Origin of the sequence: Methylobacterium persicinum, assembly GCF_022179525.1 — a bacterium.
Lineage (GTDB): Bacteria > Pseudomonadota > Alphaproteobacteria > Rhizobiales > Beijerinckiaceae > Methylobacterium > Methylobacterium persicinum.
The window spans coordinates 56,169-69,705 of sequence record NZ_BPQX01000031.1; the positions used below are offsets into that span (position 1 = coordinate 56,169).

At 66.3% G+C, this 13,537-nt stretch carries 13 protein-coding genes and 2 pseudogenes; 9 read left to right on the plus strand and 6 right to left on the minus strand.

The features are described 5' to 3' along the window. Positions 1-110 precede the first annotated feature (110 nt). The 5 genes from MFF22_RS13600 (at position 111) to MFF22_RS13620 (ending at position 4,448) form a co-directional block, all read left to right on the plus strand. Entirely contained in the window at positions 111-917 is an 807-nt protein-coding gene (locus MFF22_RS13600) for an amino acid ABC transporter ATP-binding protein (RefSeq protein ID WP_238249509.1), read from the plus strand. Positions 918-951: 34 nt separating this feature from the next. Next, complete coding sequence (locus tag MFF22_RS13605) at positions 952-1,635, plus strand: amino acid ABC transporter permease (protein ID WP_238249510.1); 684 nt, start codon at positions 952-954, stop codon at positions 1,633-1,635. Between the two features lie 67 nt (positions 1,636-1,702). Further along, positions 1,703-2,500 (plus strand): transporter substrate-binding domain-containing protein, encoded by a 798-nt coding sequence (locus MFF22_RS13610; protein ID WP_238249511.1) that lies wholly within the window; start codon positions 1,703-1,705, stop codon positions 2,498-2,500. A gap of 85 nt (positions 2,501-2,585) precedes the next feature. Further along, positions 2,586-3,266, plus strand: coding sequence for a GntR family transcriptional regulator (locus MFF22_RS13615; RefSeq protein ID WP_238249512.1), 681 nt, complete (start codon positions 2,586-2,588; stop codon positions 3,264-3,266). A 15-nt stretch (positions 3,267-3,281) separates the two neighbouring features. After that, positions 3,282-4,448, plus strand: a complete 1,167-nt coding sequence (locus MFF22_RS13620; protein WP_238249513.1) for a M24 family metallopeptidase — start codon at positions 3,282-3,284, stop codon at positions 4,446-4,448. A gap of 139 nt (positions 4,449-4,587) precedes the next feature. Here the strand turns inward: MFF22_RS13620 and MFF22_RS13625 are convergent, their stop codons facing one another. Further along, positions 4,588-5,001 (minus strand): hypothetical protein, encoded by a 414-nt coding sequence (locus tag MFF22_RS13625; RefSeq protein ID WP_238249514.1) that lies wholly within the window; start codon positions 4,999-5,001, stop codon positions 4,588-4,590. Between the two features lie 595 nt (positions 5,002-5,596). Beyond that, a complete protein-coding gene (locus MFF22_RS13630; protein WP_238249515.1) occupies positions 5,597-6,382 on the minus strand; it encodes a TetR/AcrR family transcriptional regulator in 786 nt (261 codons plus the stop codon). Between the two features lie 102 nt (positions 6,383-6,484). On the opposite strand from MFF22_RS13630, the gene MFF22_RS13635 reads away from it, so the two are divergent. Then, positions 6,485-7,570 carry an HlyD family secretion protein gene (locus tag MFF22_RS13635; protein ID WP_238249516.1) on the plus strand — a complete coding sequence of 362 codons (1,086 nt, stop codon included), beginning with the start codon at positions 6,485-6,487 and terminating at the stop codon, positions 7,568-7,570. Further along, positions 7,567-9,144 carry an MDR family MFS transporter gene (locus tag MFF22_RS13640; RefSeq protein ID WP_238249517.1) on the plus strand — a complete coding sequence of 526 codons (1,578 nt, stop codon included), beginning with the start codon at positions 7,567-7,569 and terminating at the stop codon, positions 9,142-9,144. The genes MFF22_RS13635 and MFF22_RS13640 overlap by 4 nt, the downstream gene beginning before the upstream one ends. 156 nt (positions 9,145-9,300) lie before the next feature. Here MFF22_RS13640 and MFF22_RS13645 read toward each other — a convergent pair. Continuing rightward, a pseudogene (locus tag MFF22_RS13645) lies at positions 9,301-9,408 on the minus strand (thioredoxin family protein); the annotation flags it as partial. Between the two features lie 87 nt (positions 9,409-9,495). Continuing rightward, positions 9,496-10,296 carry a pentapeptide repeat-containing protein gene (locus MFF22_RS13650; RefSeq protein WP_238249518.1) on the minus strand — a complete coding sequence of 267 codons (801 nt, stop codon included), beginning with the start codon at positions 10,294-10,296 and terminating at the stop codon, positions 9,496-9,498. A 179-nt stretch (positions 10,297-10,475) separates the two neighbouring features. Here MFF22_RS13650 and MFF22_RS13655 point away from each other — a divergent pair, with 179 nt between their 5' ends. Further along, positions 10,476-11,150 carry a Crp/Fnr family transcriptional regulator gene (locus MFF22_RS13655; protein WP_238249519.1) on the plus strand — a complete coding sequence of 225 codons (675 nt, stop codon included), beginning with the start codon at positions 10,476-10,478 and terminating at the stop codon, positions 11,148-11,150. Positions 11,151-11,256: 106 nt separating this feature from the next. Further along, positions 11,257-11,439: pseudogene (locus MFF22_RS13660) on the plus strand (IS6 family transposase); the annotation flags it as partial. Positions 11,440-11,647: 208 nt separating this feature from the next. On the opposite strand, the gene MFF22_RS13665 reads toward MFF22_RS13660, so the two are convergent. Next, positions 11,648-12,025, minus strand: coding sequence for a helix-turn-helix transcriptional regulator (locus MFF22_RS13665; RefSeq protein ID WP_306424677.1), 378 nt, complete (start codon positions 12,023-12,025; stop codon positions 11,648-11,650). Position 12,026: 1 nt separating this feature from the next. Further along, the gene (locus MFF22_RS13670) at positions 12,027-13,367 is read right to left on the minus strand and encodes a type II toxin-antitoxin system HipA family toxin (RefSeq protein WP_238249520.1); all 1,341 of its coding nucleotides are present in this window, start codon (positions 13,365-13,367) and stop codon (positions 12,027-12,029) included. Between the last annotated feature and the right edge of the window lie 170 nt (positions 13,368-13,537).

Consider the following 13,537-nt stretch of genomic DNA (forward strand, 5'->3'; position numbering starts at 1 on the left):
ACAAAAACTATTCCGATCTCAATTCGAGATATATGACAATATCACTCTTATAAATCTGCATGTTGCAGGTCTTCCGGGACTGTTTTCACGATAAATAGTTAGGTTAGACGATGACGCAGGTTGAGACTGCTCCGCCGCTCCTCCTGAAGATCAGGAAGCTGCACAAGAGCTACGGCGCCAACGAGGTTCTGAAGGGCATCTCCCTCGACATCCACGAGGGCGAGGTCGTGTCGATCATCGGCGCGAGCGGCTCGGGCAAGAGCACTTTCCTGCGCTGCCTCAACCTCATGGAGACGCCGACCTCCGGCTTCATGGATTTCGAACGGTTCGCCTTCGACTACGAGGAGGGCGCCCGGCGGCAGCCGACCCCGCAGCAGCTCTGCGAATTGCGGGCGCGCATCGGCATGGTCTTCCAGAGCTACAATCTGTGGCCGCATATGACGGTGCTGGAGAACGTCATCGAGGCGCCGATCCGGGTGCGCCGGATGCCGCGCCGGCAGGCCGTGGCGGAAGCCGAGGCCCTCCTCCAGCGTATCGGCCTCTACGAGAAGCGGCACGCCTATCCCTCGAAGCTCTCGGGGGGGCAGCAGCAGCGCGTGGCGATCGTCCGCGCCCTGGCGATGGCGCCCAAGGTGATGCTGTTCGACGAGGTCACCTCGGCCCTCGACCCGGAATTGGTGGGCGAGGTGCTGGCGCTGATGGGCTCCCTCGCGGCGGACGGGATGACGATGCTCCTCGTCACCCACGAGATGGCCTTCGCCCGGGATGTCGGCACCCGCACCCTGTTCTTCGATGGCGGGGTGATCGCGGAAGACGGGCCACCCGAGGAGATCATCGGCAGGCCCCGCAGCGAGCGCCTGTGCCAGTTCCTCCGTCGCGTGCAGCACGCGCCCGCGACCGCCGGAGAGACGGCATGAGCCCCCGGCCGATCAGCGGGAAGAGCGAACAGCGATGAGCGTCGCGGCTTTACAGGATTGGTGGCTCACCTTCTCGGATGAGATCGTCACCTACGGCCCCGGTTTCCTGTCGGCGACCGTGATCGTGCTGGGCGTCACGGTGGCGAGCATCCTGGTGAGCTGGGTCTGCGGCCTGCTTGGAGCCCTGGGCAAGCGCTCGTCCTTCGCGCCCTTCCGCGCTCTGGCGAGCTTCTACGTCTGGTTCATCCGGGGCACGCCGACGCTGATCCAGGTCTTCATCGTCTATTTCGGAATGCCGCAAGTGGGCATGAAGCTCTCGCCCCTGACCGCCGGCATCATCGCGCTGGGCGTCAGCAGCGGTGCCTACGTGGCCGAGACCATCCGTGCCGGCCTCGCGGCGATCCCCCGGGGTCAGGTCGAGTCGGCCCTGGCCCTCGGCATGAACCCGCGGATCATGATGGTGCGGATCGTCCTGCCGCAAGTCTTCCGCATGATCCTGCCCTCGCTCACCAACGAGGCGATCTCGGCGGTCAAGAACACCTCGCTCCTGTCGACGATCACGGTGGTCGAACTGACGCTCTACGCGCAGCTCATGATCGCCACGACGTTCCGTCCGTTCGATTTCTACATTGCGGCAGCGCTGATCTACCTCGTCCTGACGTCGATCCTGTCGCAGCTCTCAGCCTACTTCGAGCGGCGCTACGCCCGCCTGTCGTGAGCCTCCCGACGCCGCGGGACGGGCCGCGGCCGACACCTCCCGCCCCTCGCCCGTACCGGAGATCGCCATGAACCGCCGCCACGTGCTCGCCCTGGCCACCCTCTGCGCCGGCCTTATCGCCTCCCCAGCGCTCCGGGCGGCCGAGGGCAAGCTGGAACTGATCGAGCCCGGCAAATTGATCGTGGCCACCGACAGCACCTTCGCGCCCTTCAGCATGCGCACGCCGGGCGGCGAGCTCGACGGGCTGGAAGTCCGGGTGATGCGGGAGGTCTGCCGCCGGCTCGGGCTCGAATACCAACCGGTCAACATCAAGTTCGACGCCCTGCTCGTCGGCCTGTTGGCCGACCAGTACGACATCACCAGCGAATCGATGGACATCACCCCCGCCCGCCAGAAGCAGGTCGCCTTCGCAGACGGATGGCTCGAATCCGGCGCGCGGATCGTCACCCGCACGGATACCGGGATCAAGGGACCGGACGACCTGAAGGGCCGGAATGTCGGTGCGCTCTCGGCCTCGACCTTCGGCAAGCTCGCCGAAGAGCACGGCGCCACCCTCAAGAGCTACAAGACGGCCGCGGACGCGATGCAGGACCTCGTCGGGGGCAACATCGATGCGGTGATCAACGACGCCGTGGCCGGCAATTACGCGATCAAGGCCCGCAAGCTGCCGCTGGTGATGATCGAGACACCGCTCAGCACGGTGCAGAAGGGCTTTGCCATCAAGAAGGGGAAGCCGAACCTCCACGCGGCCGTCAACAAGGCGCTGGGCGAGATGATCGCCGACGGCACATACGCCAAGCTCGTCACACCGCTCATCGGCTACGACCCGGCGCCGAAGGAGCCGATCCGGACGCCCGCCATGTGAGTGAGCGCCGGGACGCCCTAAGACAACAACCCATAAAAAGAAGGGATCGGGGGCGGCCCCCACAGGCCGTCCCGGGAGGAACCGGATGAAGACCCTCGACGCATCGTCCTACACGACCGCGCTCGGCGCCCGTCGCGAGCAGAGCCTCGGCCAGATGGCCTATGACAGGCTGCTCGACATGCTGGTGCGGCGAGACCTTCCGGCCGGGACCGTGCTGCATGAACGCCGCCTCGCCGAATTGCTCGACATCTCGCGCACGCCGACCCGCGAGGCGATGTCGCGGCTGGAGACCGAAGGGCTGATCGAACGGCAGCCCGGTGGGATGCTCGTCGTGAAGGAATTCTCCCTCCGCGAGTTGATCGAGATCCTGCATGTCCGCCGCCTGCTGGAGCGGGAGAGCGTGATGCTCGCCACCGGCCGGATTCCCGATGCCGCGTTGAAGGATCTGCAGATGCAGATCGAGGCGTTGCTCGCCGCGGGCGACCCCGATGCGCCGGGCAACTGGGAGGTCGACCGCCGTTTCCATGAGCTGATCGCCGACAGCAGCCACAACGCGATCCTCGCCAAGACGATCAAGGACCTGCGGCTCAAGACGCAGATGTTCAACCTGAGCCGGATGCCCGAGCGGTTCGAGGCCGTGCACCGCGAGCACCTCGCGGTCGTCGCCGCCCTGCGGGCCGGGGACGCCGCGGCGGCGGCGGATGCCATCGCGGCCCATCTCGAGAACTTCAAGCAGGGCATCATCCGCCGCCTGAGCGAGTTCTGAGGCGGAGGCCGCACGATGCACGACTTCGCCGACCTGTGCGGCTGCGAAGCGGCCTTCCCGAGGGAGGAGTTCGCCATCCGCCAGGCGGCGGCACGGGCCGCGATCGCGGCCGCGGGCCACGATGCCCTGGTGGTGACCGGCCCGGAGACGATCTACTGGCTGACCGGCCGCCAGACGGCGGGATACTTCGCCTTCCAGGCCCTCATCCTCCCGGTGGAGGGGGAGCCGGCCCTGCTGGTGCGCCAGCTCGAACTTCCGGGGGCGGCGGCCAACACATGGCTCGACGACATCGAGGCCTACCCGGACGGGACCGACCCGGCCGACGCCCTGGCGGCCCTCGTGCGGCAGCGCGGCTTCACCCACCCCGCGATGGAGCGGGACGGCTGGTTCGTCTCGGCCGCCCTTGTGGCGCGGATCGGCGCGGCGCTGGGCATCGATCCGCTCCCCGACGCGTCGGGATTGATCGGCCCCCTGCGCATCGTGAAGTCCCCGGCCGAGTTGGAGGCGGTCCGGGCCGCAGCCCGGTATGCGCAGGCCGGGCTCGCCGCGGGCCTCTCCGCCTGCCGGGCGGGCACGGACGAGAACGCAGTCGCCGCCGCCATGCTCGCGGCCGCCACGGCGGCGGGGTCAGAGGCGATGGCGATGGAGCCCCTGGTCTCGTCGGGCCCCCGGAGCGGACTGCCGCACATGACGTGGCGGCGGCGCCGGCTGGAACCGGGCGACGCCGTGTTCCTCGAACTCGCGGGCAGCCATGCCCGCTACCACGCCGCGTTGATGCGCAGCGTCTGGATCGGCCCACCGCCGGCCGAGGCGCAGCGGATGATGGATTGCGCCCTCCGGGCCCTGGATGCGGCGCTGGCCGCGATCCGCCCGGGCCATCCCTGCTCGGCCCCGCACGAGGCTGCCCAAGCCGTCATCGACGCGGGGGGCTATGGCCCCGCTTTCCGCAAGCGCATCGGCTACTCGATGGGGATCGCCTTCGCCCCGGATTGGGGAGAGGGAAGCCTGCTCAGCCTGTTCACCGGGATCGACCGTCCGATCGAGCCCGGCATGGTCTTCCACCTGCCGGCGACCCTGCGCCGCTACGGCGCCTGGACGGTGGGCGCCTCCGAGACGGTCATCGTCACCGCCCACGGCGCCGAGCCCCTCTCCGACCTGCCCCGTGCCCTGGCGGTGCGGTGAGGCCGCCCGTCCATCCCGACAGCCTGAACGATCGTCGCCGAAGACGGGGATCCTTTCTCCTGTGACGGCCCTTTCGTTCGCGAACACTCTCGCAGCTCCTGAGGGCAAGGCGCGAAATCCACCACCCACCGCCGGTTGTTCAGGTCTCACGAGGGATCGGCACAGGCGAGACCTCAAATCCTTGCGAGAGAAGATCTTTCAAGGCCTGTTCGGTTTGGTCGAGACGTTCCGCCGATCTCGGCTGCTCCTGCTCAAGCCATGAGAGCGTCACGTGAGCCAAGGCGGCCATGCCGGTACGGGTTGCCAGAGTGGCGTGAAGCGCCGAAACACCGCGCGTCGCCAGTGCAAGGGCAAGTGCCCCGGCCAGCGCCTCCCACTTCGACAGCTCGCGCTCATGGAGGGCGGGCGTCGCTGAGATGACGTCTTGCCAGGGCTTGGAGAGGGGACGGTCGGTCTCCAGACGCGTCGTCACCGACCGGAACGCCCGGAAAAGCGTGTCGATCGGCCCCGTCTCCGGCGGCGCCGCATTGATCGATGCCGTCGGGGCGTCCACCAAAACGACGCATCAGCCGCCGAGAACAGCGATCACGATCGGCCTCGTCTTAAGCCGATGAGACGTACCGGCAGTCGCAGAAAACCCTGCGCGTTGCCCCGAGAAACCGCCCCGGCGGCAACAACGCCAGGACGCACGGGACATTCAATTTTCACCAGGAAGGCCTGGTGGAACTGGCAGTCGGACGCGAACTCGACGCTGCGCGCCATTTCCCTGTCTAAGCGAAAATAAAGTGAAAAGCTCCAGAGTTTACAGACCAATATACCAAATCTCGATGGTTTTAGCCACGGATTTTGGATGAAGGTCTCCGACGCACCCACATCGCACCAATAGGCACCCGACCGCTTTACAAGCAGAAGCAACCCAAGCAGTCATTCCGTTGACAGCTATTTTCTGTCCCATCGACCTGCGCCGCCGAACGATTGGGTTGGGTGGGCTTGCGACGACCTGCTTCCGAGCCTTAACGAATGCAAGCGGTCATTGAATTCGTGCTTACTCTTGAATGCCATCAAAGACGGGATCAGCCCATTGCAAGGCTACTCTATAATACTTAATCGCGATCTGCCTCACCAAGCATGAAGAACTGTCGCGCTCTTTAAACAGAGTTGGGACGGACGCCAGCAAGGAAGAGGGCGACGGCCGCGCGACGGCGCCTCTCTTGGATCTCTAAATCCACCTCGATACCGTACAGCGCCTGCTTCGAACTGCGCCCCATGATGAGGTTCAGGAACAGGTCGGCGGCGATCTCCGGATCGTCGATCGATATCTGTCCTTGCTCGGCCATGATCCCGAGGAGACGACCGACGACACCGACGCCGCGGACCCAGCCCTCCTCGTATGCAAGCCTCGCAAGGTTGGGGAATTGCATGGCCTGAGAGGCGATGCAGCGTGTCAGCGCCGCCGCCCCCGGTGCCTGGGACCGGGCGAGGAGATTGCGGCTCAACTCGTCCAGCACGGTCGCGGCGTCGCTCGGGGTGGCGCGGAGCGCCTGCATCTCGGCCGCCGCCGAGAGGGGCGCCAGCCATTCGCGGATCCGGTCCTGAAGGACCGCCTCGAACAGGGTGCGCTTGTCCTGATAGCGGGAATAGAGGGTCGGTTTGCTCACGCCGGCAGCTTCCGCCACCGCATCGATGGATGTGCCGTCGAAGCCGCGCTCGATGAACAGCTGGGTGGCGACCTCCACGATGCGGGCCTCGCGCCGAGCCGCCTCCTCGCGCGTCGGACGACCGCCCGTGCCGCGCCTCGGCGTCGTTTCGGGCTCGGCCGTCCCTGCCATCGTCTCGCTCCTTGTCATGCCATACGCCGTCGTATAACGATACTTTACCGTATCGTATTGATGTTGGCCATCATCATGGACGCTCGACCCGGCGACCTTCCCCAACCCAAGGCCCCGACCGGTACCACAGGGGCCGTCGGCGGTCCCGTGCCGGCCGGGCCGGGGGCCAAGACCGGTGCGCAGCCGCCCCGACGGAGAAAGGCGCGCGTGATCGTCCCGGTCCTTGTGCTTATCGCCCTCGGCGGGGGTGGGACCTACGGCTGGCACTGGTGGACCGTCGGCCGTTTCCTAGAAACGACCGAGGATGCCTATCTTCAGGCCGACAAAGTGACGGTTGCGCCGCGGATCGCCGGCCACGTCGCCGAGGTGCTGATCGGCGACAACCAGCCCGTGAAGGCCGGCGATGTGCTCGCGCGCCTCGACGACCGCGAGTACCGGGTGATGCTCAAGCAGGCCGAGGCCGATGTCGGCAAGAGCCGCGCCCAGCTGCTCGGGACTGCCGCCGCCATCCTTCAGCAGCAGGCGCAGGTCGCGTCGGCCAAGGCGGAGGTCGAGAACACGGATGCGGCGCTCGACTTCGCCGGCAAGGAGTATACCCGCTACCAGAACCTGCTTCAGACGGGCTCGGGCACGGCCCAGCGTCAGCAGCAGGCGGATTCCGACCTCCGCCAGAAGCGGGCGGCGCACGACAAGTCCGTCGCCTCCCTCGAGGCAGCCAAGAAGCAGGTCGACAGCCTCAAGGCGCTGGAGGGCAGTGCCCGCGCGAGCCTGGAAGCCGCGCAGGCCAAGGTGGAGCAGGCTGAGCTCAACCTCAGCTACACGACCATCACCGCGCCCATCGACGGCACGGTGGGCGATCGGTCTCTGCGCGTCGGCCAGTTCGTCTCGGCCGGTACTGGCCTGCTGACCGTGGTGCCGATGGGGCGTGACATCTACCTCGTCGCCAATTTCAAGGAGACCCAGACCGGACAGATGGTGGAGGGCCAGCACGTGACCTTCACTGTCGATGCGCTGGGCGACCACGAGTTCCAGGGCCGGATCGAGAGCTTCTCGCCCGGAACCGGCGCGCAGTTCGCCCTGCTGCCGCCCGAGAACGCCACCGGCAACTTCACCAAGGTCGTGCAGCGCGTCCCCGTCCGGGTCGCCCTCGACCCGGCCGATCCGATGCTCGGTCGCCTTCGCCCCGGACTCTCCGTCGAAGCCACCGTTCATGTCCACGATGCCGTCGAGCCGGTGAAGCCGCGCGGCCCTCGGCCCGCCCCTGCCCTCGTCAGCGAAGCTCTCCCCCGATGAGTGCTGCCCCCGCCCTCGGCACGTCCGAGGTCAAGGCGAGCGCCCGCGACTGGCTTGCGGTGTTCGGTGCGATCCTCGGCGCGTTCACCGCCATCCTCGACATTCAGATCACCAACGCCTCCCTTGCCGACATCCAGGGCGCGCTCGGCGCCTCGACCGAGGAAGGGAGCTGGATCTCGACCGCCTACCTCATGGCCGAGATCATCGTGATCCCGCTCACCGGCTGGCTTTCCTCCGTGATCGGCCTGCGCCGCTACCTCGCCGTGAACACGATCCTGTTCACGGCCTTCTCGCTCGCCTGCGCGCTCTCGACCTCGCTCTCGCAGATGATCCTGTTCCGCGCCGGCCAGGGCTTCACCGGCGGCGTGCTGATCCCCACCGCCATCGTCATCGTGCGCACCCGCCTGTCCAAGAACCAGCAGCCGATCGGCATCGCGCTGTTCGGGCTGACGGCCACCTTCGCGCCGGCCATCGGCCCGACGGTGGGCGGCTGGCTCACCGACAACCTGTCCTGGCACTACATCTTCTACTTGAATCTGCTCTTCGGTCCGCTCGCCGCCGGGATCCAGCTCGGGGCCTTCGACAGCGTCCCGGCACGCTGGGCCGAACTCCTGAAGGGCGATTGGATCGGCATCGCCTTGATGGCCACCGGGCTGCCGGCCCTGACCTACGTTCTGGAGGAGGGGCAGCGAAAGGACTGGTTCGGGTCCCCCGTCATCGTCCAGGTCAGCCTCCTGGCCGCCGCCGGCATCACCGGCTTCATCGTGCGCGAGTTGATGGCCGAGAGGCCGTTCATCAACCTGCGGGTTCTGGCGAATCGCTCGGTCGGTGGCGCCTGCGTGCTGATGACGGTGCTCGGCGCGGTCTCGTTCGGCTCGATCTACATCATCCCGGTCTATTGCGCGCAGATCCAGGGCTATAACGCCCAGCAGATCGGCTACGTGGTGATGTGGTCGGGCCTGCCGCAACTCGTGCTGTTCCCGATGATGCCCCTCCTGATGCGGACCTTCGACGCGCGGATGCTCGTCGTCACGGGCACGCTGTTCTTCATCGCGAGTTGCTGGATCAACGTCGGTCTGACCCATGACGTCGGGGCCGACCAGCTCATCCTGCCGCAGCTGCTTCGCGCCATCGGCCAGCCGCTCTTCACGATTCCGCTCTCGCAGCTCTCCACCGTAGGCCTCAGCCCGCGCGACACCGCCGATGCGTCGGCCCTGTCGAACATGATGCGCAACCTCGGCGGCTCGATCGGCATCGCCATGCTGTCGACGATGATCGACCGGCGCGAGCACATGCATTTCTCGGTCCTGGCCGAGGCGATCACCGTGAACGCCACCCGCACCCAGGAGCGACTCGCAGCCCTGGCCGCCGGCCTGCACGGGCACATCGCCGACCAAGCGGCGGCGAAGGGCGCAGCGATCGGCATGCTCGCTCAACAGGTTCGCCGCGAGGCCACCGTCATGGCCTATTCTGACGGGTTCTACCTCGTGGGCGTCAGCCTCGTCCTCAGCCTCGGCGTCGTGGCCATCCTGAAGAAACCGCAGCGGATGGCGGGCCCGATCGAGGCCCACTGACACACCGCTCACTGAAGACAACGTCCAGCACTACACGCCGCGGATCGTTCTCGATCGTCCTCCGGCGTCATTCGAGCGTTTTCGGGGACACTCGGTCCATGCCGCGTCTCCCGGCTTTGCGAGCGAAGCAATCCAGGGATCCGCCACATCCGGTCAGGGGGCGGTGATGGGCACGAGGATCGGCTTGCCTGCCTTCTGCGCCGCCTCGAAGGCGGCGGGGGTGTAGGTCATCTCGGCGGCGCGGGCGCCGGTGCCGAACAGCATGGGGGTGACGGCAAGGGCGCCGAGCAGGAAGCGCCGGGGGGCATGGGTCAGAGTTCCCGTGAGCGCAAAGAGATGCAGTCAATCGAGTCAGTTGGACGCCTGGGTGACGGCACGGTCGGCATTCACACGCTCTGACCAGTCCTTCGTGTCGGCCTGGCCCTTGAGGTCGATCAACTTGGCACTGTCAACGTCGACGTTCTTGAAGTCGGCACCAGTGACCGTTGCGCCGGTCAGGTTGGCCCCGGACAGGTCCGAGCCCATCAGCACCACGTCCGTGAGGTCGGCGTCCTTGAGGTTGGCAAATTCCAGGCGAGACCGCCCGAGATTCGCACCCCTCAGGTTTGCACCCGACAGGTTCACCGAGGTGAACACCGCCCGCATGAGGCCCATCGACTGGTTCTTGATATCGGCGCCTCCCTTGAGGTCGATCAGCGTCGCTCCACTCATGTTGGCGCCTTTGAAGTCGCCGATGGGGATGGACCGACTGAGATCGGCGCCGCTGAAGTTGGCGTCTCGGGCGGTGATACCGAACATCTTCGCGTCCGCGAGCTTGGCACCGGAAAGGTCGGCCTTGAGGAGCCAAGCCTGTTCGAGATTCGCCCCGGTAAGGTCTGCGCCGCGCAGATTCGTCTTGTTCAGGCGCGCTGTCCGCAAGTTGGCACCTCGGAGGTTCAGCCCGGAGAGATTGAGGCCAGACAGCGCCTTGTCTTGCAGATCGATGGGCCTGCCACCCGCGGTCTCGATCAACGCCTCGACATCGGCGCGGCTCATCTCAGCCTTCGTCATCGCGGGGGAGGACATGTCCGCCCCGAGCAGCAGATCCTGTTCGGCCGCGGCGGGGCCGGTAGCGAGGGCAGCCAGCACGAAACTCAAGGCGAGACGGCGCATCGGTTGGCTCCCGGCAGGCACCGAGGGGGCACCTTTCGTGTTCGTTGTGTCGCGATGCTATGCCGAGCCGCTGCACCCGGTCGGTGACCCAGGTCACACAAGTCCGGCGCAGCGGGAGAAAAACGCAATGCGAGCCGGACGATCAGCCCGTCGTCATGGCCGGGGGGACCACGCCAGCCATGACGGATGCCCAGAAGGTCGAACGTTGGATTGACCGGTTTCCGCTGCTCCAAGCTCTCAGCCCGGCGCACCTCCAGATCGCCCGGGGAACCGTGCATTTTCCGGTGCTGGACGCCGGAGCGATCGCCTACGAGCTGGATGGCGAGTGCGCCAACTACCTGATGTGCCTGGAGGGACGCACGCGCATCTTCCGCGTGTCGGAAGGCGGGCGCGAGGTGTTGATCTACAAGGTCGGCCCCGGCGGCACCTGTGCCTTGACGACGCAATGCCTCTTGTCCGGCGGCACGTTCCCGGCGCAGAGCGTGGCCGAGGAGCGGACCGAGCTGGCGGCTCTGCCGGTGAGCACGTTCCAGCACCTGATGGGCGAGAGTGCCGCATTCCGTCGCTTCGTCCTGGACGACTACACGCGGCTGATGTCCAGCCTGTTCACGCTGATCGACGAGGTCGCATTCGCGCCGTTGAAGCAGCGCCTCGCCCAACGGCTTCTGGCTGAGGCCGACCCGCGGGGCGTCGCCGCCGTGACCCACCAGAAGCTCGCGGACGACGTCGGCAGCGTGCGCGAGGTGGTGAGCCGTATCCTCGCGCAATGGGCGGAAGCGGGTCTCATCGCGCTCCGCCGTGGCGCGGTCGAGATTGTCGAGCGCGCCAGTTTGGAGGCCGCTGGTCGGCCATGAGTTTTGCCACCGCGTGGGATCTTAAGCCGGATGACCGCACAGGGCCGCGTGCGGTCATCCGCCATCGGGCAAAGGTTCGAAGAACCGACGCTTGTCACTCCACAAGCGACGGGTGATGCCGCGGGTGGAGGGCTTCCGTTCGTTCCATACGGCGCGCCGCACAATTTGCGGTTTCGAAGCGATGCTGTGGCTGCGGAAAGGCTTCGGGTTCGCTGGTACGTGGACCGTCCGGGAGCAGAACCAGCTGCTGGCCCACTTCTTCGGACTTCCCGTCGCGAGCAAAGCGTGAAAGCGGAGCGGTAGACGCCCTTCTGCGCCTCACAGCCAGGTTTGCGACAGGCCCGCCCACTGCGGGGACCCGGGGCTCCGTTTCGCCAGCGTTATTCGCCTCGCCCTAGCACTCGACTGCAGCGAGTGCGAGGGATCATGTTGTCCCTGGAATCGACCCGCAGCATCCGAACGGGAAAAAAGGGAGAACAGCCGGGGTCGTTCCGCGCTCAGAAGCCCGGCCCCGTGAAGTCGTCGTCCACCATTTGCTTGGCTGCCGTGTCCGCGACGGTCCGTTCGCCAGAGCGGCGCTTGACGAAGCGCGGTTGCGGCCGACGCGCTACGAACCCGACGTCGAGGCCGAAGACGCTGCCTATGCGTCGGAGGGTATCGACGGTCGGGTTGGCTTCCCCACGCTCGATCTCCGCCAGTTGCCGGCGGGTCAATCGCACCATGGCCGCGAATTCCTCTTGTGAGAGTCCGAGCGCGTGTCGCATCTCCCCGACTGCCCCCGGGAGCGCCAGCGACCCCGTCCTGACGCGTTCGGCCAGGTGGGCCCTTCGTTCCCGGATTTCCTGCGCGGTCGGTCTCCTCAATCCGCCCATCATGTCACCTTGGCGTTCTGGCAGGTTTCGGGATCGCCGCGAGGGTCTCGGCCATTCTGGAGGGGCGGTCGCCGATCGCCCTGTCGATCACGGCCTCCGGGACCCCGAACCGGCGCGCCGTCGACGTCAAGCTCCTGACGCGATCCTCGGTCTCCCGAAGGATCCGAAGCAACGCATCGGGATCCAAGTCGTCGCCGGCCGCCGCCGCGCAGACGATGGACCAGTCGGGTGCGTGGTCGCGTCCCGAGGGACGCATGCAGGCCCATTTCGTCGGTCTTCCCATGTCGGCCGGCGCCAAGCGCATCGGCGCGAAGTCGAACAGCGGCGTCAGGCGAACCTGGCCGGACGAGTTCTTGGCCAAGGCCGTGTTCCGACCGTGATTGTCGGGGTTGCCCATGGCCTGGTTGAGCAGTTCGCGCTTGAGATACTCGACCACGTCCGCCATCGGATCGGCCGATACGGCGCGGATCATTTCCAGGTATGTCTCATGCGCCTCCACATGACCGAAGGCCGAGACGCCGATCGCGGACACGATGCTCTCCTGCCCCAGGCGGACCAAGCCACCCGGACCGGCTCGGCGGTCGAACCTCGGAATGACGAGCACGCCGTTCCTGTGAACGAGGGGGGGGCCGACCCTCACCCCGAATTCCTTCGCGACCGCCGCGTAGGCGGCTTCGCCTTCCAGGATCAATCTGTCGCTTTCCTCGTTGCTGCGGAGAAGCTTGACTATGACGTGCGCTTGAGCTTCTGCATCGGCCACGACGGGGTCCGGATACCACAAACCGTCCTTTGCCCGCGTCATCGCGATCTTCGGCCACTCCCCCTGCAGGCCCGAGGAACCGGAGGCGACCATCGCGAAGCGGTCCGCGACCTCGAGGAATACGTCCGACTTGTCGAGGATGTCTTCCCGAGTGACTCCCTGGCGCGGAGCGTCGCGCAGCCTGTCGACCTCGGCTTCGGCAGCTTCTTTTATGCGGAGATTGCCGACCGGCGCGCCCGCCCCCCTGAGCAGCAGTTGCACCTCGGAGCCCGGCGCATCCGGATCGATGCCGAGATGCTCGGACAGCTTATGCCGTGCGTGTCCCTGCGGCATCAGGTCGAGGAGGAAGGGTGGCCATCCCGGGAAATACCGGTCCTCGAGATTTACTGGGCTCATGACAGAGACGGCCCTCGCGTCGATAAGCGGCTGACCTTCTGAAAACGGGATGGATCCGTGCTCCAAGAAGTAGGGCGCCTCGTAGGACACGCTGCTTGCCCCGGCCACGCCCGCGCAGGGATTGGATAGGGTCAGCATGGCGGCATCGTGCCAGCCGCCGCCATGGTGAAGCTGGATCGTGAGTTTCATTGAATGACCCATCAATATGGCTCATTCTGACAAGACAGCAGTTATTTTCAACCCATTTTGTTGGGTCGTCGACACGAAAGGCGATGTCCTAGCTGCGCGCGTTTTGCGCCAAGGATGCGCGCAGGCCAAAAGACTATGACCCACTAGAATGGGTCATAGTCTTTTGGCCT

Excerpts from the sequence above, each read along its gene's own strand:
- MFF22_RS13600 (WP_238249509.1), top strand. The coding sequence starts at position 111 with ATGACGCAGGTTGAGACTGCTCCGCCGCTCCTCCTGAAGATCAGGAAG.
- MFF22_RS13605 (WP_238249510.1), top strand. The coding sequence starts at position 952 with ATGAGCGTCGCGGCTTTACAGGATTGGTGGCTCACCTTCTCGGATGAG.
- MFF22_RS13610 (WP_238249511.1), top strand. The coding sequence starts at position 1,703 with ATGAACCGCCGCCACGTGCTCGCCCTGGCCACCCTCTGCGCCGGCCTT.
- MFF22_RS13615 (WP_238249512.1), top strand. The coding sequence starts at position 2,586 with ATGAAGACCCTCGACGCATCGTCCTACACGACCGCGCTCGGCGCCCGT.
- MFF22_RS13620 (WP_238249513.1), top strand. The coding sequence starts at position 3,282 with ATGCACGACTTCGCCGACCTGTGCGGCTGCGAAGCGGCCTTCCCGAGG.
- MFF22_RS13640 (WP_238249517.1), top strand. The coding sequence starts at position 7,567 with ATGAGTGCTGCCCCCGCCCTCGGCACGTCCGAGGTCAAGGCGAGCGCC.
- MFF22_RS13650 (WP_238249518.1), bottom strand. The coding sequence starts at position 10,296 with ATGCGCCGTCTCGCCTTGAGTTTCGTGCTGGCTGCCCTCGCTACCGGC.
- MFF22_RS13655 (WP_238249519.1), top strand. The coding sequence starts at position 10,476 with ATGACGGATGCCCAGAAGGTCGAACGTTGGATTGACCGGTTTCCGCTG.
- MFF22_RS13665 (WP_306424677.1), bottom strand. The coding sequence starts at position 12,025 with ATGATGGGCGGATTGAGGAGACCGACCGCGCAGGAAATCCGGGAACGA.
- MFF22_RS13670 (WP_238249520.1), bottom strand. The coding sequence starts at position 13,367 with ATGAAACTCACGATCCAGCTTCACCATGGCGGCGGCTGGCACGATGCC.